Raw genomic sequence first — 25047 nt, 5'->3', positions numbered from 1 at the left:
GATGGTGATGCCGCGTGCTTTTTCTTCCGGTGCCGCGTCGATCTGGTCGTAGGCCTTGGCTTCGCCGCCGAATTTCTTCGACAGGACGGTAGCGATTGCAGCCGTCAGGGTGGTTTTGCCGTGGTCAACGTGACCGATGGTGCCGACGTTCACGTGCGGCTTGGTCCGTTCGAATTTACCTTTTGCCATTTCCAAATTCCTTTAAGAGAAACGATATATTTTGTTGAACTGGAGGGACGGGACGTCCCATCCCTCCATTATCTATTACTTGGACTTCGCGGTGACGATGGCGTCAATCACGTGCTTCGGAGCTTCCGAATAGTGCTTGAATTCCATCGTGTAGGTCGCGCGGCCCTGGGTCGCCGAACGCAGCGAGGTCGAGTAACCGAACATTTCCGACAGCGGGACTTCGGCCTTGATGATCTTGCCGCCGCCGCCCGGGATTTCGTCCATGCCCTGGACCATGCCGCGACGCGACGACAGATCGCCCATCACGTTACCGGCGTAGTCTTCCGGCGTTTCCACTTCGACCGACATCATCGGCTCGAGGATGACCGGGCTTGCTTTACGGCAGCCGTCCTTGAACGCCATCGAACCGGCCATGCGGAACGCGTTTTCGTTCGAGTCGACGTCGTGGTACGAACCGAAGGTCAGGGTGACTTTGACGTCGACCACTGGGTAACCAGCCAGCACGCCGGTGGTCAGGGTCTCGCGCACACCTTTTTCGACTGCAGGGATGTATTCGCGTGGAACCACACCGCCCTTGATCGCGTCGATGAACTCGAAGCCCTTGCCTGGCTCTTGCGGCTCGATCGACAGGACTGCGTGACCGTACTGACCACGACCGCCCGACTGCTTGACGAACTTGCCTTCGACGTCGGTGACTGCCTTGCGGATCGTTTCGCGGTAGGCAACCTGTGGCTTGCCGACGGTTGCTTCCACGCCGAATTCGCGCTTCATGCGGTCAACGATAATTTCCAGGTGCAGCTCGCCCATACCACCGATGATGGTCTGGCCCGATTCTTCGTCGGTACGCACGCGGAACGACGGATCTTCTTGTGCCAGGCGGTTCAGCGCCAGGCCCATTTTTTCCTGGTCGGCCTTGGTTTTCGGCTCGACTGCCTGCTGGATCACAGGCTCAGGGAAGACCATCTTTTCCAGGGTGATGATCGCCGAAGGATCGCACAGGGTTTCGCCGGTGGTCGCTTCTTTCAGGCCGACCGCTGCGGCGATGTCGCCGGCGCGGACTTCCTTGATCTCTTCACGCTGGTTGGCGTGCATCTGCAGAATACGACCCAGGCGTTCTTTCTTGCCCTTGATCGGGTTGTAGACGGTGTCGCCCGAATTGATCATGCCCGAGTAGACGCGGAAGAAGATCAGCTGGCCGACGAACGGGTCGGTCATGATCTTGAATGCCAGCGCCGAGAACTTCTCGCTGTCGTCCGCTTTACGGGTGACCGGCTGGTCGTCTTCATCGGTACCTGCCACTGGCGGGATGTCGACTGGTGATGGCAGGTATTCGATCACGGCGTCGAGCATGGCTTGCACGCCCTTGTTCTTGAACGCGGTACCGCACAACATCGGCACGATTTCCGATGCGATGGTGCGCTGGCGCAGGGCGGCCTTGATCTCTTCTTCCGACAGATCGCCTTCTTCCAGGTACTTGTTCATCAGCTCTTCGGTCGCTTCAGCAGCGGTCTCGACCAGTTTTTCACGCCATTCGTTCGCTTGCTCAACCAGGTGCTCTGGGATGTCAGCGTATTCGAATTTCATGCCTTGCGAAGCCTCGTCCCAGATGATTGCTTTCATCTTGACCAGATCGACCACGCCTTGGAAGTTGTCTTCCGCGCCGATCGGGATCACGACCGGGATTGGGTTCGCCTTCAGGCGTGCGCGCATCTGCTCGTACACTTTGAAGAAGTTCGCACCGGTACGGTCCATCTTGTTGACGAATGCCAGACGTGGGACTTTGTACTTGTTAGCTTGACGCCACACGGTTTCCGATTGTGGCTGCACGCCACCGACTGCACAGTAAACCATGCAGGCGCCGTCCAGAACACGCATCGAGCGCTCGACTTCGATGGTGAAGTCGACGTGGCCCGGAGTGTCGATGATGTTGATGTGGTGAGGCTGGAAGTTCTTGGCCATACCGCTCCAGAAGCAGGTCGTCGCTGCCGAGGTAATGGTAATGCCGCGCTCTTGCTCTTGCTCCATCCAGTCCATCGTCGCAGCGCCATCGTGCACTTCGCCGAGCTTGTGGTTGACGCCCGTGTAGAACAGGACGCGTTCGGTGGTGGTAGTTTTACCAGCATCGATGTGAGCCGAAATACCGATATTGCGGTAGCGCTCGATGGGGGTCTTGCGTGCCATAATTTTTCCTAAATCTTTGAATGGACAAAACCGAGCATCATCTTGATGATCAAAATGAGCCCGGCCTGAACAACGAATACAGCAGGGGCATACTCAGGAGAAAGTTCCCCCTGCGATCTGCCCATTTTTTTAGAAGCGGAAGTGCGAGAACGCCTTGTTCGCTTCTGCCATGCGGTGCACTTCGTCACGACGCTTCATTGCGCCGCCACGGCCTTCAGCCGCTTCCAGCAGTTCACCACCCAGACGTTGCGGCATGGATTTTTCGCTGCGCTTGTTTGCGGCTTCGCGCAACCAACGCATGGACAGCGCCATACGACGAACCGGACGAACTTCCACTGGCACCTGGTAGTTGGCGCCACCGACACGGCGGGACTTGACTTCCACCAGCGGTTTAGCGTTGTTGATCGCGGTCGTGAACACTTCCAGCGGGTCTTTGCCCGACTTGGATTGAATGTGTTCGAATGCACCGTAGATGATGTTTTCTGCAACCGACTTCTTGCCGGACAGCATCAGAACGTTGACGAATTTGGCGACATCGGTGTTGCCGAATTTTGGATCCGGCAGGATCTCGCGCTTGGGTACTTCACGACGACGTGGCATTTCAATTCCTTCCTGTCTTCAGTTGAGTGCGGTGACCGCACTCGCGAAAGGCCCTCATGACCCTTCACTTACTCGGCCTTGCGGCCGGCTCAACTTATCTAATTAATGTGACGTGCCTGTGAACGCACGACCGAAGATATTACTTCTTCGCAGCCTTGGCACGCTTGGCACCGTACTTCGAGCGCGCTTGCTTACGGTCTTTGACGCCCTGGGTATCCAGTGCACCGCGAACCATGTGGTAACGCACACCCGGCAAGTCTTTCACACGACCGCCGCGCAGCAGCACGACACTGTGTTCTTGCAGGTTGTGGCCTTCGCCGCCGATGTACGAAATGACTTCGAAACCGTTGGTCAGACGCACTTTAGCGACTTTACGAAGTGCCGAGTTAGGCTTCTTCGGGGTGGTGGTGTACACGCGGGTGCACACGCCACGTTTTTGCGGGCAGTTTTCCAGTGCCGGCGACTTGCTCTTCACAACCGCGGCTTCACGCGGCTTGCGAATCAGTTGATTGATGGTTGGCATCGTTCCTAATCCAACAAAATTGCTACTGAATTGACGACCCGAGACGGCGAACATGCTGGCCCGGGGACTAAACCTAGTCCCGTAAGAACTGACAGCGGAGGCGACGAAAGCCACTCAACGAAAGGAGCGGCTGCGAATGCGTATACGATGTGCAGAATAAAAACGAGAACTCGCGAATATACGCTGAATGTGACGACGGGTCAACCGATTTGCTGCACCGTCAAGTCGCTCCCGGCCCTTTGGGCGGTAAACCGTGGTGAATGTGTCATGGTTGCGACAGGCTGGCTCTGCAGTAGGGGATTCCCGCCCGCATGGTGCGGGAATGGCATGGCGCCGGCTGGCTTAGAGCGCCATCATTGCCTCGGCGTCGGCGCCCGCCGGTATCCGCATCGGCGTCGCCGCATCGGTCACCGCACGCCAGACCGCCTGGGCGACGTCCTGCGCGCGCGTGACGAGGCCCGGTTCGCGCGCGCCACCAAAGACGGATGCCAGCAGCGGCGCGTAGGCCTCGGGCGTCTGGCCTGTCATGCGCTCGCGCGCGCCGGCGCCAAACTGCGTTTCCGGCGAGCGACCCGGCAGCACCAGGCGCAGGCGGATGCCGAGCGGCGCAAGCTCGATCGCCAGCGATTCGGTGAACGCGTTCACGGCCGCCTTGCTGGCGGTATAGACCGACAGCAGTGGCAAGGGCTGGATGGTGACGGCCGAGGTGACGTTGACGATCACCCCTGCTCCCCTGCTACGGAAGCCGGCAAGCGCTGCCTGCGTCATCGCGATCGTGCCGAGCGTGTTGGTCGCCAATACGCTGCGCACCGTTTCCGTCGACACGCCTTCCAATGGATACATCAGGCCGATGCCTGCATTGTTGACCAGCGCATCGATGGGTCCCGCCGCGTCGAGCGCGGCGCGGATGCTGGCCTCGTCCGTCACATCCAGCGCCAGCACGCGCAGCCGGCCCGATGGCGGCAGGATGGCGGCATCCGGCGTGCGCATGGTCGCGATGACGTTCCAGTCGCGTTCGAGGAAGTGACGGGCGATCTCGAGGCCGAAGCCGGACGAGCAGCCGGTGATCAGAACGGTTTTCATGATGGACTCCTGTGGTGGGTTGTGGTGCTGACACGATAGCCCGACACGACAGGACGCACTACAATCGGTAATCCATATTTCTTTTGCGAGCGTCCAGAAATGACGGATCCACTGGCGGAAGTAGTCAGCCTGCTGCAGCCGGGCGTGCGATTGACGAAGGTAGTCGGCGGCGCCGGCCGCTGGCGCGTGCGGCGCGCCGAGGCTGGCCAGCCTTCGTATTGCATCGTCCTCGAGGGGCGCTGCCGGCTCGCCGTGGACGGCAGCCCCGAAGCGGTACTCGAGCCCGGTGACTTCGTGCTCGTCCCCGCGGCCTGGAATTTCGCGATGACGAGCATGCAGGCGCCGGCCGCTGGCGACCTCGACATGCCGCCGGTGGCGCAAGGCCCGGGCGAATTCCGGCTTGGCGAGCAGGATGGCCCGCCAGACGTGCGCTTCATCATCGGCCACTGCGAGTTTTCCTCGCCCGATGCGGACCTGCTGGTGTCGCTGCTGCCGCAATTCGTGCACGTGCGCGGCGAGCCACGCCTGGTCACGCTCGCGCAACTGGTTGGTGACGAGTCGCGTGGACAGCGTCCGGCGCGCGAGGTCGTGATGGCGCGCCTGCTCGAGGTGCTGCTGATCGAAGCGCTGCGCTCGACGGCAGGCAGCGCGCCGTCGCCCGGACTGGTGCGCGCCCTGGCCGACACGCGCCTGGCGCAGGCGCTGCGCCGGATGCACGAGGCGCCGGCGCGCGCCTGGACCATGGCCGAACTGGCGCAAGAGGCCGCGCTGTCACGCTCGGCGTTCTTCGAGCGCTTCAGCCGCGCGGTCGGCAAGGCGCCGATGGAATACCTGCTGGCCTGGCGCATGGCGCTGGCGACCGGCCTGCTGCGGCGCGGCGCCTGCAGCATCGCCGAGGTGGCGCAGCGGGTCGGCTACAGCTCGGCGAGCACGTTCAGCGTCGCCTTCGCGCGCCACGTGGGCGTGCCGCCGGCCAGGTATGTGCGCGAGGGTGCCATGAGCTAGGTGCGGCGCGCCATCTCGACGAAGGCTTCCAGGTAGGCGGTGCCGGCACCCGCCTCGCGCTCGACACCGCGCGCCTCGAGGCACAACTGGCCCAGGCCCGCACCCTGGGCGTCAAGGCCAGACCGGCATCGTCGGCCCTCTCGCTTACCTGTGGCTGGGCAAGGCCAACGACGGCAGCGACCGGCTCCACCTGCTGCCCCGACTGCCGGTGTATGCCGAGCTGCTGCCTGGCTCGTCATCCAGGGCGCCGAATGGGTGCAGGTCGACGAACCGGCGCCGGTCACCGAACCCGATGCGCGCTGGCAGGCGGCTTACGCCAACGCTACGACACGCTCCAGCACAGCGGCGTGAAACTGCTGCTGGCGACCTATTTCGGCCGCCTGGAGGACAACCTGGCGCTGGCCTGTGCGCTGCCGGTCGAGGACCTGCGCCTGGATGCGATCAACGCCCGCGCCGGTCATCGCGGCGCCGGGCCAGGACAAGGTGCTGTCGCTGGGCGTGATCGTGGCGCAGGCCCTGGCCGCGCTCACCTCGCAGCAGGCCAGCGCGCCAGCGGCCAGGCAGAACGCAGCGCCAGGCAGGCCGCCCTGCTCCGGCTGCCGAACGCCCCGCCCACACCATCGGTTCCTCCCCGCAGACGGCGGCGATCCGCCAGGCCCGCAGCGCCCATAAAAGGGCGCGCTTGATGCGGCGGCCTATGAAGAAGCGACGCGCGCCGAAATCGCGCGCTGCGTGCGCGAGCAGGAAGCGCTGGGGCTGGACGTGTTCGTGCACGGCGAGGCCGCGCGCCATGAGCTGCCGCCAGCTGGCCATGGCAATTTGCGAGGAAGTGCTGGACCTGGAACGCGCCGGCGTGCGCGTGATCCAGATCGACGAGGCGGCGCCGAGCGAAGGCTTGCCGCTGCGGCGCTCGGAATGGGCGACCTACCTCGAGTGGACGGTGGAATCGTTGCGCATCGCCGCCAACGGCGTGGCCGACGAGACCCGGGTCCACACCCATATGTGCTATTCGGAGTTTAACGACATCATCGCCGCCATTGCGGCCATGGATGCCGACGTGATCACGATCGGGACCTCGCGTTCCGACATGGCGCTGCTGGACGCCTTCGGCGATGGTCAGTATCCGAACGAGATCGGGCCGGGCGTGTACGACATCCATTCGCCCAATATCCCGAGCCCGGACCACATCGTGACCTGATGCGCAAGGCCGCCCCCCCGGCATCCCGGCCGGGCGCCTGTGGATCAATCCCGACTGCGGCCTCAAGACAACGCAACTGGGAAGAAGTGCTGCCGGCACTGCGCAATATGGTGGCTGCGGCCCCTAGTCGACCTTGCGCAGGAAGTCGCCGACCGCCTTCACCAGCAGCGGCGAGACCGGCAGGCTCGGATCGCTGTAGGCTGCGGCCTGCAGCGCCGGGTCGGCCCGCACGTGCTTGAAGATATGATTCATGCCGGGAATGATCGCCAGGGTCGCATCCGGCCTGGCGCGGTGCAGGCCATAAGCCTGGGCGACCGCCACCTGGATGTCGGTATTGCCCTGCACGATCAGCACCGGCATGGTCAAGGCGGCGATGCGCTCCGACGGCACGTACTTGAACCACGAGATCATATAGGGCTGAACGCTCGGGCGGTACAGCGTCAGCAGTGCAGGCGGCACCTGGTCGACCGTCGTGCCGTTTTCAAGCGCTGCCAGGATGCGCTCGCTCTCCTTGTCCAGCTCGGGCGGCAGCTTGCCTGCCAGTTGCTTGCGCAGGACACTGGAGGGACCATCGGCGATGCCGGCGATCGAGACAAACGCCGCGGCGCCGGCCTGTTGGGCCGCCAGCATGCCGATCAGCGAACCCTCGCTGTGCCCGATCACGGCGACAGCGCCGAAGCGCGGATCGGCTTTCAGCCTGGTGATCCAGGCCGCGGCATCGTCGACATAATGTTCGAAACGCAGTTCGGATTCCGTCGGCCCCGCCGGCAGGCTGGCGCCCACGCCGCGCTTGTCGTAGCGCAGCGAAGCGATGCCCTCCTCCGCCAGCGCCACTGCCAGCATCCTGAGACTGTCGTTACGGCCGGGGACCAGGGGACTGTTGCCGTCGCGATCGGTCGGACCGGAACCGGCGATGATCAGGACCCCTTTCAGGGCTCCCTCCGGCTTGTCGGCGGCGGCGGCCGGCAACTGCAGGGTGCCGGCGATGCGGCCGGTCGGCGTCTCGAGCGCAATGTGTTCTTCGAGCGTCTGCCCCGAAGCGATGCCGGCGGCCAGCAGCAGGGTGGCGACCAGGCTGGCGGCGGCTCTCATGCGCGCTCCGCGGTGATCGTCTTGGGCGAGATGGTCAGGACGGCCAGCCAGCCCAGGAAGGAAAAGCAGCGCTGCAGGCCCACGAAACACAGGAACCAGACCGCCCACTGCGCCGCGCCGTAGCGCAAAGGCGGGAGCCCGGCTGCATGCAGCAACCCGATCGTCGAGATTACCGTGAGAACGCTCACGATCGACACGAACCACCACTTCCTTTCAAGCTTGGACATACCATTCCTTGTTCATTGTTGTTCACGCCGCGACCGGCATGCCGCGCTGCGCCAGGCAAAAACCGTGGATCCGTTCCAGCGCCTTCTCGGTCCCCTCCTGGTCGAGCCCCGCACCGAAGAAGTAGCGGTGGGTCGCGGTCTCGATCTCGATCCGGCCGTGGCCAAAGCCCAACGCATCCCATTTTGCCTCGGGCGTCCAGGCTTCCGGCGCCGGCAGCAGCCGCACCGCGCAGATATCCTCCAGCCGGAACGCCAGCTCGATCGGCGGCAGCTCGCCGTCGCAGGCGATATAAAGCTCGTCCTGGAACACGAAGTTGCGGTACAGCGCCCAGGCGGCCACGCTGACAATGGCCAGCGCGCAGGCGGCGAAGACGACGCCGCCGGGGGACAGGTCGGGCCGCGCGCCGCTCGCCAGGCCGTAGGCCAGCAGACAGACGAAGCAAAAGGACATGCACGCGGCGAAGCCGCGCTTCTGGGTTGGGCAGACGATGTGCAGGACCAGGCTGGCGCTCATTCCTCTTCTTCGAAAACGGTCTTGGTTGTGAAAGATACCATTTCCCGAAGAATGGAATATGCACGGATTCTCTCCGGCGCCTATCCTCCCGGCTCTCCTGCGCCCCCGTGAACCAGCCCGGTTCACCGTCCAGCGGCCCGGAGCGGGCCCGGCGTGAGGCCGGTCCAGCGCCTGAACGAGCGCCGGAAATTGGCCGCGTCATGAAAGCCCCGGTAGTGCGCGACTTCCTCGTTGTCGGCCCGTTCGACCTGGAGCAGCCACAGCGCCACATGGGTCGAGCTCACCCTGGAAGTGGGTGTGGTGGCGCGGCAGCTGGCGCTTGAGGGTCGCCGGGCTGACGCCGAAGCCGGCCGCCGTGCGCTCGAGCGTCGGCGCCATGCGCACATTGGCCAGCAGGCAGTCATACAGTGCGGCGAGGATGCCCGGCGCCCGCGATTGTTCCTGCTCGGCGGCCTGTTGCGCCAGGCGCGCCGCCATCCCGCTGGCGCGCGGCCGTGGCCGGTCGAGCCAGCTCGATGGTGCGCGGCGCATTCCGGGTCGGTGCGTGGACCCGGTGGCCGGCATCGACGGCGCGTCGGAAACAGACGGGCTCGAAGTCAGCCCGGCCAACTCCGGCGGCCCGTTCTCGCGCGGCATGCTGGTGGTGCACGACGGCTTCAAGCGCATGCCGGAAGGCGCCCAGAACTACCAGGCGGTGGCCTGGGACGATATCGCCAGGGCCTTGAAGCTGGATTGATCCGGTCAGGCGCGCCGCAACCCCGGCGCGCCTGCTTCCGGCGCCACCAGGTGGCTGCTCAACCAGCGCGCCACTTCGGCCGCACGCCCCTCTATCTGTCCACCGAACCCCTGGGTCGCCAGCAGCGCGATCCCGTTCGGGTTATTCAGCACGCCCGGCGCCAGCGCCGGGCGACCGCCTGCCGTATCGATGAAGAACGGCTCGAACTCCCCACGCAGCAGCGGCGCCAGCACCAGGTTGTGCGACGACACCAGCACCAGGTCGCGCGCGGCCAGCTGCTCGAGCACCGCGCAGGCGGCCGACACCGATTCCAGGTGATTCGTCCCGCGGAACACTTCGTCGATCAGGCAGATGCCAGGCGGCTGGCCGGCGGCTTCCAGCAATTCGCGGGCACGGCGCAGCTCAGCCATGTACAGGCTCTCGCCGCCCAGCAGCGAATCCTCGTTCTGCATGCTGGCGCGCACCGGCAGCGCCGGCAGGCGGGCCCGCGTGGCGTAGCAAAAGCCGAAGGCGCGCGCGGCGATCGCGTTCAGCCCGACCATGCGCAGGAAGGTGCTCTTGCCCGAGGCATTCTGGCCCGAGATGAAGGCGCTTCTGCCGTCCAATGCCACCGATAGTGGAACCGGCTGCGCCATCAGCGGATGGACGCCGCCTTCCAGCACCAGCGTGCGCGCGTCGCCGCGTTCGGCCCAGCACCAGCACTCCACCGACGCCAGATGCCGCGCCAGGGCCACGTCGACCTCCAGGTTGGCGCAGGCCAGGTAGCGCTCGCGCAGGAAGGCGCGTTGCGCATGCACGATGCGCGCCGTCTTGAAGTAATGCGCCACGTTGGCGGCGGCGAACCAGTCGGCATACTGCCTGGCGCCCGGGATCATGCGCAGGCCCAGCGAGCGCGCGAGGCGCACGTGCAGGCGCTCGCTGGCTGCGCGGGCGTCCACGAAAGGCGCCAGCAGTGCTCCGCCCTGCTTGCCCAGCAGGCTGGTCGTGCGCAGCAGCGCGTGCAGCGCGCGGATGGTGGCGGCCCACGCTTCGAGCGGGCGGTGGTAGCGCATCTGCAGCAGCATCAGGGGAACCAGCGCCGCCAGCGTCAGCATCCATCCCAGCGGCAGCGTGACCAGGGCCGCGAGCGACAGCAGCAGCGCAAGCGGCAGCAGCCATAGCCAGCGCGCCCAGGGCGGGATGGATGGCGCCGCATCCGTAAACAGCAGGCCGGTCACTTCGGCATCGGCATGGCGCAGGATACGCAGGCTGGCGTCGAGCGCTTCCAGGCGTGCCGGGTCGTCCATCAAGGCCTGCAGCCGCGTGCGCTGCGCGCTGCAGGCCGCATCGTCGATGCCGGCGCGCAGGCGCAGGTGCAGCACCTGGCGCCCGAAGATGCTGGCCTGCGGCGCCAGCGTTTCTTCGTACGATTCGAGCAGCAGGTCGCTCCAGGTCTGGTCGTCCAGGCCGGCGGCGCCGCCCTGGCGGTGCAGGCGCGCGACGTCGTCCGGCGTGAAGAAGTAACGCGGTGGTGGTGGCGGGGTGGTGGGCGCGCAGCTGCGCCACAGGTCGTGCAGGCGGTCGAACAACGACAAGGTCTGTCCATCAGAACCGGCGGCGCCGGGTGCCAGTCCAACATAGGGACGGATTTTCCAACTTGCAAGATCGAAAACATTTGCAGAACGAAATTACCCGTGGCGCATGCCCAACAGGAATTCGACAATGTACGTTTCCCAACATACCGTATTCCGAATCGCTGGCACGATCACTTGCGCAAGGCTCCCACCAACAACGACCAAGAAAGGTAGGCCCCGATGAAACGCGTTTCGCTCGCAGCCGCGCTGTGCCTGGTGTTCGGCTGGGCCAACGCCCAGCAAGGCGACGGCACCCTGTTCTCCACCAAGATCAACGTCTGGAAACCCAACAAGGTAGAGGCCACGCCAGAGCGCATCAAGGCGCTCAAGGCGCCGCAAGGCTTCACGGTCGGCGCCTTCGCCACGGGCCTCAAGAATGCACGCATCATCGCGGTGGCGCCGAATGGCGACGTCTACGTGAGCCGGCGCGACCAGGGCGACGTGCTGCTGCTGCGCGACGCCAACGGCGACGGCCGCGCCGACGGCGCGCCGGTCACGGTGGCCAACCGCGCCGGCGCCCACGGCCTGGCGATCCGCGACAACAAGTTCTACCTCGTCACCGTCAAGGAGCTGTTCGTGGCCGACATCAAGTCCGACGGCCGCCTGGGCGAACTGACCATGCTGGCCGGCGACCTGCCCGACGCCGGCCAGCACGCCAACCGTACCATGGCCTTCGGCCCGGACGGCATGCTGTACCTGAGCGTCGGCAGCACCTGCAACACCTGCAATGAAAGCAACCCCGAGAACGCGACCCTGCTGCGCATCTCGCCCGACGGCAAGAGCCGCACCATCTACGCCAGCGGCCTGCGCAACCTGATCGGTTTCGGCTGGCATCCAACCACGGGCGAGCTGTGGGGCTTCGACCACGGGATCGACTTCCTGGGCGACGACGTGCAGCCCGAAGAGATCAACAAGATCGAGCTGGGCAAGCAGTACGGCTGGCCGCACGTGTACGGGGCCGGCGAGATCTACCCGCAAAGCACGCCGCAGGGCGAGATCAGCAAAGCAGAGTGGAAGGCGCGCAGCACGCCGATGGTGCTGGGCTATACCGCCCACGCGGCGCCGATGCAGTGGGTATGGGGCGCCGGCAGCGCCTTCCCGCCTGAATACCAGGACGACGCCTTCGTCACCATGCGCGGCTCGTGGAACCGGGTGCCGGCATCGGGCTACGAGATCGTGCGCGTGCGCTACCAGGACGGCCAGCCGACATCGGTCGAACCCTTCGTCACCGGCTTTTTGACGGACGGCGGCAAGACCCACATCGCGCGCCCGGTCGGCCTGGCGCTGGCCAAGGACGGTGCGCTGCTGATGGCCGACGACGCCAACGGCGTGATCTACCGCGTCGCCTACTCCGGCGCCAAGGCGGCCGCCGCCACGCCGCCGAAGGCGCCGGCCGGCCCCATGGAACAGCAGGCCAATAAAGGCAACAAGGTCCCGCTGGCGAACCAGCGTGCCGAGACCGACGCCAAGGGGAAGCTGAGCGTGTCGTCGTCCAGCTTCACCAGCAACGGCATGATGGACGAGCGCTACACCGAGTATGCGGACGGCGTCTCGCCGGCGCTGTCGTGGAAACCGGTAGCGGGCGCCAAGTCGTACGCCGTCATCATGGAAGACCCGGACGCCAAGCCGGTCACGCCCTTCGTGCACTGGGTGATGTGGAACATCCCGGCCAATATCACCAGCGTGCCGGAAGGCGTGCAGGAGCAGCCGCGCCTGTCCGACCCGGACGGCGTGCTGCAGGGCCGCACCACGCGCGGCGCGCCCGGCTACTATGGTCCCAAGCCGCCGGTCGGCGAGCCGGCGCACCGCTACCACTTCCAGGTCTATGCGCTCGACAAGATGCTCGACGTACCATTCGGCGCCGACCGCGACCAGGTGCTGGCGGCGATGAAGGGCCATGTGCTGGCCAAGGGCGACATCATCGGCAAGTACGGCCAGAAGCAGCAACCGCAGAAGTAGCATGGCGACGCGGACAATCCTGTCCGCGAACGACCGCCCAGGGCCGGACGGACACCGCGGACAGCGGCGTCCGCCGCCCCCTGTCTTATGAATCAATAACTTACACGCTGGCATGGATCGTGCTGTAACGACAGGCAACCCGTCGTTATTGGACACTCCATGATTCGCGATACATCCCAACAAGACGCCGTCGTCGCACCGCCGGCCGGCCACGCACTCAAGCGCCGCGCACTGCTGGCTGGCGGCGCCATCGCCCTGGCCGCCGCCAGCTTCGCCCTGTTCGCCGCCTGGGGCGGCAGCGAGCACTCCGTCTCCGCCAGCCGCGTGCGCATCGCAGAAGTCGGCCGCGGCACCCTGGTGCGCGACGCCGCCGTCAACGGCCGCGTGGTGGCCGCCGTCAGCCCGACCCTGTATTCCACCGCGCCCGCCACCGTCAACCTGAAGGTCGCTGCCGGCGACACCGTGAAAAAGGGCGACGTGCTGGCGGTGCTGGAGTCGCCCGACCTGACCGACGCCCTCAAGCGCGAAGTGTCGACCTACGAGCAGCTCAAGGCCGAGGTGGCGCGCCAGCAGATCCTGGCCAGCAAGCAGAAGCTGCTGGCAAGGCGCGAAGCCGACACCGCCGAGATCGAGCGCTTGTCGGCCCAGCGCACCGTGGAACGCTACGACAGCGTGGGCGTGGTCGGCATCATCGCCAAGATCGATTACCAGAAGGCCCAGGACGCGCTCAACTCGGCAGGCATCCGCGCCAGGCATGCGGCGCAGGCGGCCGCGCTGGAAGGCGACGACGTCCAGCTGGCGATACGCACCAAGACCAACGAGATGGAGCGCGCGCGCCTGTCGATGGCCAATGCCCAGCGTCGCGTCGACGAGCTGACCGTGCGCGCGCCGGTCGATGGCTTCATCGGCACCCTGAACGTCCAGAACCGCATGGTGGTGATGGCCAACGCCCCCTTGATGACGCTGGTCGACCTGTCGCGGCTGGAGGTCGAACTCGAGGTGCCCGAGACCTATGCGGGCGACCTGGGCCTGGGCATGAGCGCCGAGATCACCCTGCCCTCGGGCCGCGCCACCGGCAAGCTGTCGGCGCTGTCGCCCGAGGTGGTCAAGAACCAGGTGCTGGCGCGGGTGCGCTTCGACGGCGAGCAGCCCAAGGGGCTGCGCCAGAGCCAGCGTCTCACGGCGCGCCTGCTGATCGAGGAAAAGCCGAACGTGCTGCTGCTGCCGCGCGGCCCCTTCGTCGAGAACGAAGGCGGCCGCCATGCCTACGTGATGCACGATGGCGTCGCCGTGCGCACGCCGATCCAGCTCGGCGCCACCAGCATCTCGGCGGTCGAGATCCTGTCCGGCCTCAAGCAGGGCGACCAGGTCGTGGTCTCCGGTACCGACGCCTTCAGGAACGCCGAGCGTGTCTCGATCAACCAGTGAATCCACTTCAAGAACATAACCAGACCAAGGAGCAAACCATGTTGCGCATGTCCAACCTGAGCAAGGTGTACCGCACTCACATGATCGAGACTCACGCGCTGCGCGGCTTCGAGATCCAGGTCAAGCCGGGGGAATTCGTGACCGTCACCGGCCCGTCCGGTTCCGGCAAGACCAGCTTTCTCAATATCGCGGGCCTCCTCGAGGAATTCACGTCCGGCGAATACATCCTGGACGGCGTCAACGTGAAGGGGCTCGGCGACGCGGCGCGCTCGCGCCTGCGCAACGAGAAACTCGGTTTCATCTTCCAGGGCTTCAACCTGATCCCCGACCTGAACCTGTTCGACAACGTCGACGTGCCGCTGCGCTACCGCGGCTTCAATGCGCGCGAGCGCAAGGAACGCATCGAGGACGCGCTGTCCAAGGTCGGCCTGGCTTCGCGCATGAAGCACTATCCGGCCGAGCTGTCGGGCGGCCAGCAGCAGCGCGTCGCCATCGCCCGCGCGCTGGCCGGCAGCCCCAAGCTGCTGCTGGCCGATGAACCGACCGGCAACCTGGACACACAGATGGCGCGCGGCGTGATGGAGCTGCTGGAAGAGATCAACGCCGCCGGCACCACCATCCTGATGGTGACCCACGATCCCGAGCTGGCGGTGCGCACCCACCGCAATGTGCACATCATCGACGGCCAGGTGTCCGACCTGGTGCGGCGCGGCCCTTCCTTGGCCGTCGCCTCGAACGGCCAGCCGGCCTGAGGAGCTTTCCATGTTCGGCTACTATTTCACGCTCGGCGTACGCAGCCTGCGCCGCAACCCGGCGCTCACCGCGCTGATGGTGCTGACCCTGGCGATCGGGGTCGCCGCCAGCGTCTCGACGCTTACCATCCTGCACATGATGTCGGGCGATCCGATCCCGTCCAAGAGTGGGCGCCTGTTCGTGCCGCAGTTCGACACCGCCGATCCGGAGGGATATACCCCGGGCGCCGACCCCGACGACATGCAGATGAGTTATCAGGATGCCGCAAACCTGCTGCGTAGCGGCCAGGGCCTGCGACGCACCGCGATGTACGGAGTCCAGCTTCCGATCGAGCCGCCGCGCAAGGACATCTCGGCCTTCCAGGCCAGCGGCCTGGCGCCGACGCGGGATTTCTTTGCCATGTTCGACGTGCCTTTCCTGCACGGCCAAGCCTGGAGCGAGCAGGATGACGCACGTGGAGCCGACGTGGTCGTGCTGGGCCGGGCCATGGCGGAAAAGCTGTTCGGCGATACCAACCCGGTCGGCCAGCGCCTGATGATAATGGGCCACCCTTTCACCGTGGTCGGGGTTGCCGGCACGTGGACGCCGCTGGTGCGCTACTACAAGCTGGTCGGCGGGCGCCATGCCGGCCAGGGCGAAGAGTTCTTCATTCCCTTCGCCAGCGCCATCCGCCACGAAACCACGCATGCCGGCAGCATGAGTTGCAGCGGCCCCCGCGAAAGCGGCCACGCCGCCCTGCTGGCGTCCGAATGCACCTGGATCCAGTTCTGGTTCGAGGCCCGCGCGAGCAGCGACCGTGGCGAACTGCAAGCCTACATCGACAACTATGCCGATGACCAGCGCAAACTGGGCCGGATGCAGCGCAAGGCGCCCAATATGCTCTACGACGTGATGGAATGGATGGAAAAACTCAAGGTCGTCGGCAACGACAGCAAGCTGTCCGCCTGGCTGGCGTTCGCTTTCCTCGTGCTGTGCCTGGTCAATACCATCGGCCTGCTGCTGGCCAAGTTCTCGGTCCGCGCGAGCGAGGTCGGCATTCGCCGCGCACTCGGCGCTTCCCGCCGCGACATCTTCCGGCAATTTCTGGTCGAGACCGGTGTGATCGGCCTTGCCGGCGGCCTGCTTGGCCTGGGGCTGGCCTTCGGCGCGCTGGCCCTGATCGCCATGCAGAGCGCGGGAATGGCGGCCGCCGCGCGCATGGACTTGCAGATGCTGGCCCTGACCTTCCTGATGTCGGTCGCCGCCGCGCTGATCGCCGGCCTGCTGCCGACCTGGCGCGCCTGCCAGGTCACGCCAGCCATCCAGCTCAAATCGCAGTAAACCCGGGAGTCAATCATGGAAATCCGACCCATCCTCGTGGCGCTGCTGCGCAACAAGACCGGCCCGATTCTGGTCGCGCTGCAAGTCGCCCTCAGCCTGGCCATCCTCGCCAATGCGCTGCACATCGTCAACGAGCGCCGCGAGGTCGCCGCCCGCCCCTCGGGCCTGCTCGACGAAGCCGCGACCTTCTACTTCAAGGTGCGCAGCCTGAACAACGATACGCCGGAACAGATGCTGGCCTCCATCAAGCGGCATACCGAGATCCTGGGCGCGGTGCCCGGCGTTGTCGCGGCGGCGCACGTCTCGCAGATGCCGCTGTCGAATAGCGGCAGTACCAGCAGCATGTCGGCGGACGGCGATCCGCAAAAAGAAACCACGGCGGCCGCGATGTACGTCTCGGGCGATTCGCTGGTGCAGGCTTTCGGCCTGCGGCTGGTGGACGGACGCGATTTCCTCCCCGGTGAATTCATCGATGTCAACGAGAAGCAGGAGCGCACGCCGCCCCGCAACCTGATCGTCACGAAGGCGCTGGCCGACCGGATCTGGCCCGGCGCCTCGGCGATCGGCAAGCGGCTGTACTTTGGCACCGGCGCCGCACCGGACGCGACGATCGTGGGCGTGGTCGAGCGTCTCCAGACCCCCCATGTCCAAATCGGCGACCTGGGCGAATACTCCGTGATCGTGCCGGCCCGGCTGTACGGCGAAGCCGGCGCCATCTACGCGGTGCGCACCGAACCAGGCCAGCGCGACCGCGTGATGAAGGATGCCGAGCAGGCGCTGCGCGGATCTTCGGGTACACCGATGATCCTCGAGGCCGCCACTGTCGAAGACGACCGCCAAAAGCGCTACCGCGCCGACCTGGCGCTGTCCTGGATGCTGGTGACGGTCAGCGTGCTGCTGCTGCTGGTGACTTGCAGCGGCATTGTCGGCATGGCCAGCCTGTGGGTGACCCAGCGCCGCAAGCAGATCGGCGTGCGGCGCGCGCTCGGCGCCCGCAAGATCGACATCCTGCGCTACTTCATCGTCGAGAACGTCCTGATCACGAGCGGCGGCGTGTGCGGTGGCGTGCTGCTGGGAGTCGGCCTGAACCAGCTACTGGTGAGCAAGCTGGAAATGACGCGCCTGCCGTTGCCCTACCTGCTCGCCGGCGCCATCCTGTTCTGGGCGATCGGCATCCTGGCCGCCTATGGTCCGGCGTGGCGCGCGGCCAGCACCTCCCCTGCGCTGGCCACCCGCAGTACCTAGGCCGCGCGGGAGAATGCTATGCTGGCGGCCATGCCCACAGTTCTCATCATTGACGACAACGCCGCCGTCGCCATGGCGCTCGATGTGCTGTTCTCGCTGCACGATATCGCGGCGCTGCGCGCGGCCTCGCCCGAGGCGGGCCTGGCCCTTCTCGCCAGCGAGCCGGTCGACCTGGTCATCCAGGACATGAACTTCACGGCCGACACCACGTCGGGCGAGGAAGGCGTGGCGCTGTTTCGCGAGATCCGCTCGCGCCATCCCGACCTGCCCGTGATCCTGCTCACCGCCTGGACCCATCTGGACGCGGCGGTCGACCTGGTCAAGCTTGGCGCCGCCGACTACCTGCAAAAGCCCTGGGACGACGAGCGCCTGCTGGCCACGGTCGGCAACCTGATCGAGCTGGGCCAGGCCAACCGCGCGCTCGGCAGCCGCCTGCAGCGCGAACGCCGCGCCAAGCGCGAGCTCGAGCTGAACTTCGACCTGCGCGGCCTGGTGTGGCAAGACCCCGCCACCGAGCGCGTGCTGCATCTGGCCTGCCAGGTGGCGCGGGCCGACGTGCCGGTGCTGATCACGGGGCCCAACGGCACCGGCAAGGAGCGTATCGCCGAGATCATCAAGGCCAATTCACAGGTGGCCGGCGGACCCTTCGTGGTGCTCAACTGCGGCGCCCTGCCGTCCGAGCTGATCGAGGCCGAGTTGTTCGGCGCCGACGCCGGGGCCTATACCGGCGCCTCGAAGGCGCGCGAAGGCAAGTTCGAAGCGGCCGACGGCGGCACCCTGTTCCTCGACGAGATCGGCAACCTGCCGCTGGCCGGGCAGATGAAGCTGCTGCGGGTGCTCGAGACTGGCCGCTTCGAGCGCCTCGGCTCGAACCGCGAGCGGCAGGTGAAGGTGCGCGTGATCAGCGCCACCAATGCCGATCTCGCGGCGATGATCCGCGCCGGGACCTTCCGCGAAGACCTGTTCTATCGCCTGAACGTGATCGAGTTGCGCCTGCCGCCGCTCGCGAGCCGGCCCGGCGATATCCTGCCGCTGGCGCAATCCTTCCTGGCCCGCGGCAAGGCGCTGCACCCCTCGGCCGAGGCGGCCCTGCTGGCCCATCCCTGGCCCGGCAACGTGCGCGAGCTGAAGAACGTGATGGCGCGCGCCAACCTGCTTTCCAGCGGCGACACCATCAAGGTGGCTGACCTCGGCCTGCCGGTGGCCAGCCTGCCGGTCCAGGATGTGGAACCCGACCGCGACGCCATCGTGGGCGCGCTGGCGCGCGCCGGCGGCGTGGTGGCGCAGGCGGCGAACGAACTCGGGCTGTCGCGCCAGGCGCTGTACCGTCGCATGGAACGGCTCGGGATCGAACGTCCATGACTGCATTCATGAGCGAATGCCCATGAGCCAGGCCTCGGCCCGGGCCAGGTTTTCGCTGGTCACGCGCCTGTCGGCGCTGGTCGGCACCTTGCTCGTGCTCGGCATGCTGGCCGTCCTCGGCCTCGACGCCCTGTTCCCCGGCCGCCCGCTGCTGGTGGCGGCCCTGTGCCTGATCGGGCTGCTGCCGGTAGCGATCATCACCCTGCGTGCGCAGGTCCAGCCCATCCTGTCGCTGTTTCGTGCGCTCGAAGGCACGGTGGACAGCTACCGCGACGGCGACTTTTCGTTCAGCCTGCATTGGCCGCAGAATGACGAGTTGAGCGACCTGATCGCGGCCCACAACCGTCTCGGCGCCGTGCTGCGCGAGCAGCGCCTGGGCCTGGCCCAGCGCGAACTGCTGCTCGACTCGATGGTGCAGAACACGCCGGTGGCAATGCTGCTGGTGGCCGACTCCGCGGCCCATGCCGGTGTCATCGTGCATGCGAACGTCGCGGCGCGCCAGTTGCTGGCGCATGGCCGCAAGCTCGAAGGCCATGCGCTGCGCGCGGTGCTCGACGAGGCCGCGCCGGCCCTGCGCGAAGCGCTGGCGCGCGGGGGCGACGGCCTGTTCAGCGCCGGCGAGGGCGAGGACGAAGAGGTCTACCACCTGGCACGCAGCACCTTCAACCTGAACGGACGCCGCCACGAACTGCTGCTGCTGCGCCAGTTGACGGTCGAACTGCGGCGCCAGGAGGTGCAGACCTGGAAGAAGGTGATCCGCGTGATCAGCCATGAACTCAACAACTCGCTGGCGCCGCTCGCCTCGCTCGCCCATTCCGGCGCCGAGCTGGTACGGCGCGGACAGGTCGAGCGCCTGCCGCAGATCCTGCAGACCATCGGCGAACGCACCCGCCACCTGGAGAGCTTCATCCTCGGGTATGCGCGCTTCGCCAAGCTGCCGGCGCCGCGCCTGGAAGTCTGTCCCTGGCCCGGCCTGGTCGCACGCCTGGCGGGCCAGGTCGATTTCTCGGTCGAGGGCGAATTGCCGCCCGAACCAGCCTCGGTCGACCCCGCCCAGCTGGAACAGGCGCTCCTGAACCTGCTCAAGAACGCGCACGAATCCGGGTCGGAGCCGGACGCGGTGCAGTTGCAGGTGCGGCGCGTGCAAGACCAGCTGCGCATCGACGTGCTCGATCGCGGCAGCGGCATGAGCGAAGCGGTACTGACCCAGGCCCTGGTGCCGTTCTACTCGACCAAGCGCAGCGGCACCGGCCTGGGGCTGGCGCTGGCGCGCGAGATCGCCGAGGCCCATGGCGGCCGCATCCTGCTGGCCAACCGCGACGGCGGCGGCCTGGCGGTGACGCTGATCCTGCCGGTCCTTCCCGCGCCTTCTACCTCCGCCTGACAGGACATCATGCTGACCGTCGTCGGCAAGGCCACCTCGATCAAGGTGCGCAAGGTACTGTGGACCTGCACCGGCCTCGGATTACCGTTCGTGCGCGCAGCGTGGCAGGGCAGCCACGCGGCGCTGAAGCCGAACCGCATGGTCCCGGTGCTGGTCGGCGACGGCTTCGTGCTGTGGGAGTCGAATACCATCTGCTGCCACCTGTGCGAGCATCACGGCGGCCATTCGCTATTGCCGCCCGACTATCCGCACGTGGCGGCCTGGTATGCGCGCCTTGGCGCCCGCCCCGGCTTCGCCGCATGGTGCGGCAACGGCGTGGCTTGATGGCCAAGGCGGCGCCCGCTCTCTGGTAAGATCGGCTTTGTTCCCCGTCCGCTCCCGCCATGCCGCCGTCCATCATCGATCCCCGCTTCGCCCAGCCCGGGCATCCGCCCGCCACCATCGACGAATTCGAGGGCGTGCGCTTCCTGCACCTCGGCACATCCTGGGTCCAGGGGGCAATGCGCATCGCGAAGCCGGACGCGATCGAGCTTGAATACGTGCAGATGATGATGATGTGGACGCTGTTCCAGCGAACGCCGTGCCATATCGCGCAACTGGGGCTGGGCAGCGCCGCGCTGACCAAGTTCTGCTACCAGCGCTTTCCCGATGCGCGTGTCACGGCGGTCGAACTCAATCCTAACGTGATCGCTATCTGCCGCGCGCTCTTTGGCTTGCCGGACGACGACGCCCGCCTGGAAGTGCGCGAGATGAATGCGCTCGACTTCGTGCTCGACCCGGCCAACCACCGCACGCTCGACGTGCTGCAGGTCGACCTGTACGACCAGGACGCGCGCGGCCCGGTCCTCGATTCGCTCGAGTTCTACCAGGGCTGCTACGACAGCCTTGCGCCGGGGGGCGTCATGACCGCGAATGTGTTCGGCGACTTCGGCAACTACGACAAGAATTTCCTGCACATGGAGCAGGTCTTCGACGCCGTCGCCTGGCTGCCCGAGGTGCACGATGCGAACGTGGTGGTGCTGGCCTTCAAGGATGCCCCCGAGATCGACTTCTCGGTGCTGTACGAACGCGCTGGCGAGATCAAGCGGCGCCTGAACCTGCCGGCCAAGAACTGGGTCAACGGCCTGAAAGAGTGGATGCGCGACCACGCGTAAGCATATGACGGGGCTTGGGCGGGCGGCGTCCTGCAGGCTGGTCGGTCACGCCCAGCTCGGACGCCGGCACCGGCGCGCCGAGCAGCGCGAACACCGTACCGCAAGGTTCACGCTCCAGCGCCAGCACCGGGAATACCCGCTCCAGGTTGGCATACTTGGCCCAGGCGCCGGCGCCGCGCGATTGGCTCGGCGGGATCGACATCGCGGCATAGCCGCGCGCGCCTTCCTCGACCGCCGCGATGCTGCGCACGCGGGCAGCCTGCGCTTCTCTGTCGGCCTCGGTACCGTCATCGGCATGGGAGCAGCGCACCCGCAGCTGTGCCCCGGGCAGCGGATGGTCGTGGACCTTCTGGTTGGGGGCGTGCCAGAGCTGCATCAGTACGATGCCGTTCGGCCCATGGGCGTCCCATGCACGCTCCAGGCTGCCGTGGTGCTGCAGGCCGTAGCGCCTGCATAGCTGGGTGATATTCATGCTAGTCGTTCCGTTGCCGTTGGCGCCGCTCGCGACTGCGGCGGGCGGCGGGATCCTGCATGGCGCGCAGCAGGATCTCGCGTGAGACATCGCAGCTCTCGAGGTACATCAGGCCAGCCGAGACGCTGCGCGTCTCGGCCAGGAACAACGCATATTCGGTAGCGAGCGCCGACCGCTCGTCGATTCGTCGTTGGATCATGATGTGGCTGCCTACGAAATGCGGCGAAAGCGCCGACTTGTTTCCATGCTAAAGCGACTCGACAGCCCGCCACGGGGAATCTTGTTAGAGAACGTAACAATCGCGCATGCATCTACTCATAAGATTTCCCATAAAAAATTTCCTTATTCTCAAAGCATTATCCAATACTCATGAACCGGGCATGAGCGAGAATAGACTGTATCTTTTGCGATACGACTACGCAAAAATTCACCTTCGTATTTACTTACTTCGACTGCTTGGTATTTCTTGCTGGTATCCCATTGCTAACATCAAATGACATCCGGATGACGGATGACATGACAACACTCACTGCAGGGGTACAGATGACCAAGAGGATGACAAAGAATATATTGCCGCGACGCGCCCTGCTGGCGTCGGCACTGATGGCGGCGCTGGCGCCCGCGGCCGCTCAGCAGGCCGACGACAGCATGTCGCAAGTCGTGGTGCTCGGCTCGCGCACCCAGGCCAAGACGGCGCTCGATACCGCGGTCCCGGTAGGCCTCATCAACAGCAAGGACCTCCAGTCGGCCGGCACGCTCGAGCTGGGCAAGGTGCTGCAAGACCTGGACCCGTCGTTCAACTTCACGTCCACCTTCGTGAGCGACGGCACCGACATCATCCGCCCCGCCACCCTGCGCGGCCTGGGTCCGGACCAGCTGCTGGTGCTCATCAACGGCAAGCGCCGCCACCAGCAGGCCCTGGTCAACGTGCAGCAGACGATCGGCCGCGGCTCGGCCGGCACCGACATCAATGCGATCCCGCTGTCGGCGATCCAGTCGATCGAGGTGCTGCGCGACGGCGCCGCGGCGCAGTACGGCTCGGACGCCATCGCGGGCGTGATCAACATCATCCTCAAGAAGGGCGCCGGTAACGGCACCCTGAGCGCCAGCGCCGGCACCACCGACGAAGGCGACGGCGACACCTACTCGGCCAGCGCCAACCGCGGCTTCGCGCTGGGCCAGGACGGCGGCTACCTGAACCTGTCGGTCGAGGCGCGCAAGCGCGACGAGACCAACCGCGCGGGCCCGGACACCCTGCGCGTCAACCCGCCGCGCGTGACCCAGCGCCTGGGCGACAGCAACGCCAAGGACTACTATCTGTGGATGAATTCGGCCATCCCGATGGGCGGCGGGGAACTGTATGCCTTTGGCGGCGCCTCCAAGCGCAAGGGCGATTCGGGCGGCTTCTTCCGTCCGGCGGAGGATTCACGCAACGTGCCCGCGGTCTATCCGAATGGCTTCCTGCCGAATATCGTGACCACCGTGCAGGATGCCTCGCTCGCCGTCGGCTACCGCCATGACCTGGCCAACAGCTGGAGCGCGGACGTGAGCGTCAACCACGGCCGCAGCCAGCTCAAGTTCCACGAACGGAACTCGATCAACGTCAGCTACTGGTACGAGAACGGCGAGTCGCCCACATCCGCCGACACCGGCACGCTCAAGTACGAGCAGACCACCTTCAACCTCGACTTCAAGGGCCCGGTCAACCTGCTGGGCGGCGAGCTGTTCGTCGCTACCGGCTTTGAATGGCGGCGTGACAATTACGAGATCGAGGCCGGCGACCCGGTGTCGTACCAGTATGGCCGCACCAATAACCCTTTGATCCGCATCCTCGACCAGAACGGCGGCATCGCGGCGTCCGGCATACAGGGCTTCCCCGGCTATACCCCGGCGACCGCGGTCGACGAGGGCCGCCATAACACGGCCTATTACCTCGACCTCGAGCGCACGTTCGGCGACAACGTCACGCTCGGCGCCGCGGCGCGCCACGAGCGCTACTCGGACTTCGGCAACACTACCATCGGCAAACTGAGCCTGCGCTGGGACCCGAGCCGCACGGTCGGTATCCGCGGCAGCGCGTCCACCGGATTCCGGGCGCCGGGCGTGCAGCAGAAGTTCTACAGCTCGGTCTCGACCAACCTGAACGCGGCCGGTGTGCTGACCGAAACCCTCACCGCGCGCGAGGACAGCGCAGTCACCCGCGCCTTCGGCATCGCGCCGCTGCAGGAAGAAACCTCGAAGAGCGCCAGCATCGGCATGATCCTGCGCCCGACCCAAGGCTTCTCGCTGACGGCCGACGTATATCGCACCAGGATCGACGACCGCATCGTCTTCTCCAGCAATATCGCGCCGGAGTCCGGCCCCTGCCCGACCCCGGCCGCGTGCCCGATCCGATCCATCCTCGACCCGCTGCGCGTAGGGCAGGCCCAGTTCTTCACCAATGCGATCGACACCACCACCACCGGCTTGGACCTGGTGGCGCAGCAGACCATCCGCGGCCAGGGTTCGACCCTGGTGCTCTCGGGCCAGCTGGGCTTCAACAAGACCGAAGTCGACGATCGCCACTCGCAGTCGCCGGTGCTCACCGGTGCGCAGCTGTTCGACGACGCTCAGGTGACGCTGATCGAGCGCGGCCAGCCGCGCAAGCACCACGTGGTGTCGGCCGACTACACGACCGGGCCGTGGAACGTGACGGCGCGCGCCAACTACTTTGGCGAGGTGCAGGGACAAGGGTTCACGGCGCCGTTCGTCCAGACCTGGGAAGCGAAGTGGATCGTCGACCTGACCGGCCGCTATGCCTTCGACAAGAACCTGTCGCTGTCGGCCGGCGTGAACAACCTGTTCGACACCTACCCGACGCGCTGGGATCCGGTGCGCGCGGCGCCGTTCCCGCAGATGGGGTTCACGCATTGCTGGGAGACTTGCCCGTTCGGGATGAACGGACGCTCGGCGTATGTGAAGGCGGACTACACCTTCTGACGTGATGCAAAAGGGCCCGGGCGCGCTGGC

Annotated in this window: 24 protein-coding genes and 1 pseudogene; 13 read left to right on the top strand and 12 right to left on the bottom strand. The window is 66.1% G+C overall.

Annotated features, from left to right (window positions below; translation table 11 throughout):
* The 5 genes from AC56KW_RS22350 to AC56KW_RS22330 all read right to left on the bottom strand — a co-directional run.
* Positions 1-189 (bottom strand): GTP-binding protein (locus AC56KW_RS22350; RefSeq protein ID WP_235531897.1); only part of this gene is annotated, 189 nt, incomplete at its 3' end.
* Positions 190-264: 75 nt separating this feature from the next.
* The gene (fusA, locus tag AC56KW_RS22345) at positions 265-2370 is read right to left on the bottom strand and encodes an elongation factor G (RefSeq protein WP_497172848.1); all 2106 of its coding nucleotides are present in this window, start codon (positions 2368-2370) and stop codon (positions 265-267) included.
* A gap of 129 nt (positions 2371-2499) precedes the next feature.
* Entirely contained in the window at positions 2500-2970 is a 471-nt protein-coding gene (gene rpsG / locus AC56KW_RS22340; RefSeq protein WP_137172371.1) for a 30S ribosomal protein S7, read from the bottom strand.
* A 139-nt stretch (positions 2971-3109) separates the two neighbouring features.
* Positions 3110-3493, bottom strand: a complete 384-nt coding sequence (rpsL, locus tag AC56KW_RS22335) for a 30S ribosomal protein S12 (RefSeq protein WP_005663517.1) — start codon at positions 3491-3493, stop codon at positions 3110-3112.
* 342 nt (positions 3494-3835) lie between these two features.
* Positions 3836-4576 (bottom strand): SDR family oxidoreductase, encoded by a 741-nt coding sequence (locus AC56KW_RS22330; RefSeq protein ID WP_497172847.1) that lies wholly within the window; start codon positions 4574-4576, stop codon positions 3836-3838.
* A 99-nt stretch (positions 4577-4675) separates the two neighbouring features.
* Between AC56KW_RS22330 and AC56KW_RS22325 the strand changes: the two genes are divergently transcribed.
* Positions 4676-5581 carry an AraC family transcriptional regulator gene (locus AC56KW_RS22325; protein ID WP_497172846.1) on the top strand — a complete coding sequence of 302 codons (906 nt, stop codon included), beginning with the start codon at positions 4676-4678 and terminating at the stop codon, positions 5579-5581.
* A gap of 563 nt (positions 5582-6144) precedes the next feature.
* Positions 6145-6901, top strand: a pseudogene (locus AC56KW_RS22320) (hypothetical protein); the annotation flags it as partial.
* 1 nt (position 6902) lies between these two features.
* Here AC56KW_RS22320 and AC56KW_RS22315 read toward each other — a convergent pair.
* From AC56KW_RS22315 to AC56KW_RS22300, 4 genes are all read right to left on the bottom strand, one after another.
* A complete protein-coding gene (locus AC56KW_RS22315) occupies positions 6903-7871 on the bottom strand; it encodes an alpha/beta hydrolase (RefSeq protein WP_497172845.1) in 969 nt (322 codons plus the stop codon).
* Positions 7868-8098: a hypothetical protein gene (locus tag AC56KW_RS22310; protein WP_497172844.1), complete on the bottom strand. Its 231-nt coding sequence runs from the start codon at positions 8096-8098 to the stop codon at positions 7868-7870. Before AC56KW_RS22310 ends, AC56KW_RS22315 begins: the two co-directional genes overlap by 4 nt.
* Positions 8099-8120: 22 nt before the next feature.
* Positions 8121-8612 carry a hypothetical protein gene (locus tag AC56KW_RS22305; protein WP_497172843.1) on the bottom strand — a complete coding sequence of 164 codons (492 nt, stop codon included), beginning with the start codon at positions 8610-8612 and terminating at the stop codon, positions 8121-8123.
* A gap of 198 nt (positions 8613-8810) precedes the next feature.
* Positions 8811-9143 carry a hypothetical protein gene (locus tag AC56KW_RS22300; protein WP_497172842.1) on the bottom strand — a complete coding sequence of 111 codons (333 nt, stop codon included), beginning with the start codon at positions 9141-9143 and terminating at the stop codon, positions 8811-8813.
* Positions 9144-9156: 13 nt separating this feature from the next.
* On the opposite strand from AC56KW_RS22300, the gene AC56KW_RS22295 reads away from it, so the two are divergent.
* Positions 9157-9348 (top strand): phytase, encoded by a 192-nt coding sequence (locus tag AC56KW_RS22295; protein ID WP_497172841.1) that lies wholly within the window; start codon positions 9157-9159, stop codon positions 9346-9348.
* 5 nt (positions 9349-9353) lie between these two features.
* Here the strand turns inward: AC56KW_RS22295 and AC56KW_RS22290 are convergent, their stop codons facing one another.
* Positions 9354-10922 carry a MutS-related protein gene (locus AC56KW_RS22290; protein WP_497172840.1) on the bottom strand — a complete coding sequence of 523 codons (1569 nt, stop codon included), beginning with the start codon at positions 10920-10922 and terminating at the stop codon, positions 9354-9356.
* Positions 10923-11141: 219 nt separating this feature from the next.
* Here AC56KW_RS22290 and AC56KW_RS22285 point away from each other — a divergent pair, with 219 nt between their 5' ends.
* The 9 genes from AC56KW_RS22285 (at position 11142) to AC56KW_RS22245 (ending at position 21566) form a co-directional block, all read left to right on the top strand.
* Positions 11142-12920 (top strand): YbhB/YbcL family Raf kinase inhibitor-like protein, encoded by a 1779-nt coding sequence (locus AC56KW_RS22285; RefSeq protein ID WP_497172839.1) that lies wholly within the window; start codon positions 11142-11144, stop codon positions 12918-12920.
* Between the two features lie 159 nt (positions 12921-13079).
* The gene (locus tag AC56KW_RS22280) at positions 13080-14348 is read left to right on the top strand and encodes an efflux RND transporter periplasmic adaptor subunit (RefSeq protein ID WP_497172838.1); all 1269 of its coding nucleotides are present in this window, start codon (positions 13080-13082) and stop codon (positions 14346-14348) included.
* A gap of 38 nt (positions 14349-14386) precedes the next feature.
* Positions 14387-15100, top strand: a complete 714-nt coding sequence (locus AC56KW_RS22275) for an ABC transporter ATP-binding protein (protein WP_497172837.1) — start codon at positions 14387-14389, stop codon at positions 15098-15100.
* Positions 15101-15110: 10 nt separating this feature from the next.
* Complete coding sequence (locus AC56KW_RS22270) at positions 15111-16421, top strand: ABC transporter permease (protein WP_497172836.1); 1311 nt, start codon at positions 15111-15113, stop codon at positions 16419-16421.
* A gap of 15 nt (positions 16422-16436) precedes the next feature.
* Positions 16437-17666 (top strand): FtsX-like permease family protein, encoded by a 1230-nt coding sequence (locus AC56KW_RS22265; RefSeq protein ID WP_497172835.1) that lies wholly within the window; start codon positions 16437-16439, stop codon positions 17664-17666.
* 30 nt (positions 17667-17696) lie between these two features.
* Complete coding sequence (locus AC56KW_RS22260) at positions 17697-19028, top strand: sigma-54-dependent transcriptional regulator (protein ID WP_497172834.1); 1332 nt, start codon at positions 17697-17699, stop codon at positions 19026-19028.
* Between the two features lie 22 nt (positions 19029-19050).
* On the top strand, positions 19051-20412 hold the full coding sequence (locus tag AC56KW_RS22255; RefSeq protein ID WP_497172833.1) for a sensor histidine kinase: 1362 nt from the start codon (positions 19051-19053) through the stop codon (positions 20410-20412).
* 9 nt (positions 20413-20421) lie between these two features.
* The gene (locus tag AC56KW_RS22250) at positions 20422-20736 is read left to right on the top strand and encodes a glutathione S-transferase N-terminal domain-containing protein (RefSeq protein WP_497172832.1); all 315 of its coding nucleotides are present in this window, start codon (positions 20422-20424) and stop codon (positions 20734-20736) included.
* A gap of 59 nt (positions 20737-20795) precedes the next feature.
* Positions 20796-21566 (top strand): spermine/spermidine synthase domain-containing protein, encoded by a 771-nt coding sequence (locus tag AC56KW_RS22245; protein ID WP_497172831.1) that lies wholly within the window; start codon positions 20796-20798, stop codon positions 21564-21566.
* Here the strand turns inward: AC56KW_RS22245 and AC56KW_RS22240 are convergent.
* A complete protein-coding gene (locus AC56KW_RS22240; protein ID WP_497172830.1) occupies positions 21529-22038 on the bottom strand; it encodes a hypothetical protein in 510 nt (169 codons plus the stop codon). The genes AC56KW_RS22245 and AC56KW_RS22240 overlap by 38 nt on opposite strands.
* A 1-nt stretch (position 22039) precedes the next feature.
* Positions 22040-22237 carry a hypothetical protein gene (locus AC56KW_RS22235; RefSeq protein WP_497172829.1) on the bottom strand — a complete coding sequence of 66 codons (198 nt, stop codon included), beginning with the start codon at positions 22235-22237 and terminating at the stop codon, positions 22040-22042.
* Positions 22238-22593: 356 nt separating this feature from the next.
* Here AC56KW_RS22235 and AC56KW_RS22230 point away from each other — a divergent pair, with 356 nt between their 5' ends.
* Complete coding sequence (locus AC56KW_RS22230; RefSeq protein ID WP_497172828.1) at positions 22594-25017, top strand: TonB-dependent receptor plug domain-containing protein; 2424 nt, start codon at positions 22594-22596, stop codon at positions 25015-25017.
* The last annotated feature ends 30 nt before the right edge of the window (positions 25018-25047 follow it).

It is taken from the genome of Telluria sp. RT2P19, assembly GCF_059685725.1.
The sequence above is the reverse complement of the archived record's forward strand: the minus strand, read 5'-3'. Positions and strand labels throughout refer to the sequence as shown.

Coding starts and splice junctions, on each gene's coding strand:
- fusA (WP_497172848.1), bottom strand. CDS start 2,370: ATGGCACGCAAGACCCCCATCGAGCGCTACCGCAATATCGGTATTTCG.
- rpsG (WP_137172371.1), bottom strand. CDS start 2,970: ATGCCACGTCGTCGTGAAGTACCCAAGCGCGAGATCCTGCCGGATCCA.
- rpsL (WP_005663517.1), bottom strand. CDS start 3,493: ATGCCAACCATCAATCAACTGATTCGCAAGCCGCGTGAAGCCGCGGTT.
- AC56KW_RS22330 (WP_497172847.1), bottom strand. CDS start 4,576: ATGAAAACCGTTCTGATCACCGGCTGCTCGTCCGGCTTCGGCCTCGAG.
- AC56KW_RS22325 (WP_497172846.1), top strand. CDS start 4,676: ATGACGGATCCACTGGCGGAAGTAGTCAGCCTGCTGCAGCCGGGCGTG.
- AC56KW_RS22315 (WP_497172845.1), bottom strand. CDS start 7,871: ATGAGAGCCGCCGCCAGCCTGGTCGCCACCCTGCTGCTGGCCGCCGGC.
- AC56KW_RS22310 (WP_497172844.1), bottom strand. CDS start 8,098: ATGTCCAAGCTTGAAAGGAAGTGGTGGTTCGTGTCGATCGTGAGCGTT.
- AC56KW_RS22305 (WP_497172843.1), bottom strand. CDS start 8,612: ATGAGCGCCAGCCTGGTCCTGCACATCGTCTGCCCAACCCAGAAGCGC.
- AC56KW_RS22300 (WP_497172842.1), bottom strand. CDS start 9,143: ATGCGCCGCGCACCATCGAGCTGGCTCGACCGGCCACGGCCGCGCGCC.
- AC56KW_RS22285 (WP_497172839.1), top strand. CDS start 11,142: ATGAAACGCGTTTCGCTCGCAGCCGCGCTGTGCCTGGTGTTCGGCTGG.
- AC56KW_RS22280 (WP_497172838.1), top strand. CDS start 13,080: ATGATTCGCGATACATCCCAACAAGACGCCGTCGTCGCACCGCCGGCC.
- AC56KW_RS22275 (WP_497172837.1), top strand. CDS start 14,387: ATGTTGCGCATGTCCAACCTGAGCAAGGTGTACCGCACTCACATGATC.
- AC56KW_RS22270 (WP_497172836.1), top strand. CDS start 15,111: ATGTTCGGCTACTATTTCACGCTCGGCGTACGCAGCCTGCGCCGCAAC.
- AC56KW_RS22265 (WP_497172835.1), top strand. CDS start 16,437: ATGGAAATCCGACCCATCCTCGTGGCGCTGCTGCGCAACAAGACCGGC.
- AC56KW_RS22260 (WP_497172834.1), top strand. CDS start 17,697: ATGCCCACAGTTCTCATCATTGACGACAACGCCGCCGTCGCCATGGCG.
- AC56KW_RS22255 (WP_497172833.1), top strand. CDS start 19,051: ATGAGCCAGGCCTCGGCCCGGGCCAGGTTTTCGCTGGTCACGCGCCTG.
- AC56KW_RS22250 (WP_497172832.1), top strand. CDS start 20,422: ATGCTGACCGTCGTCGGCAAGGCCACCTCGATCAAGGTGCGCAAGGTA.
- AC56KW_RS22245 (WP_497172831.1), top strand. CDS start 20,796: ATGCCGCCGTCCATCATCGATCCCCGCTTCGCCCAGCCCGGGCATCCG.
- AC56KW_RS22240 (WP_497172830.1), bottom strand. CDS start 22,038: ATGAATATCACCCAGCTATGCAGGCGCTACGGCCTGCAGCACCACGGC.
- AC56KW_RS22235 (WP_497172829.1), bottom strand. CDS start 22,237: ATGATCCAACGACGAATCGACGAGCGGTCGGCGCTCGCTACCGAATAT.
- AC56KW_RS22230 (WP_497172828.1), top strand. CDS start 22,594: ATGACAAAGAATATATTGCCGCGACGCGCCCTGCTGGCGTCGGCACTG.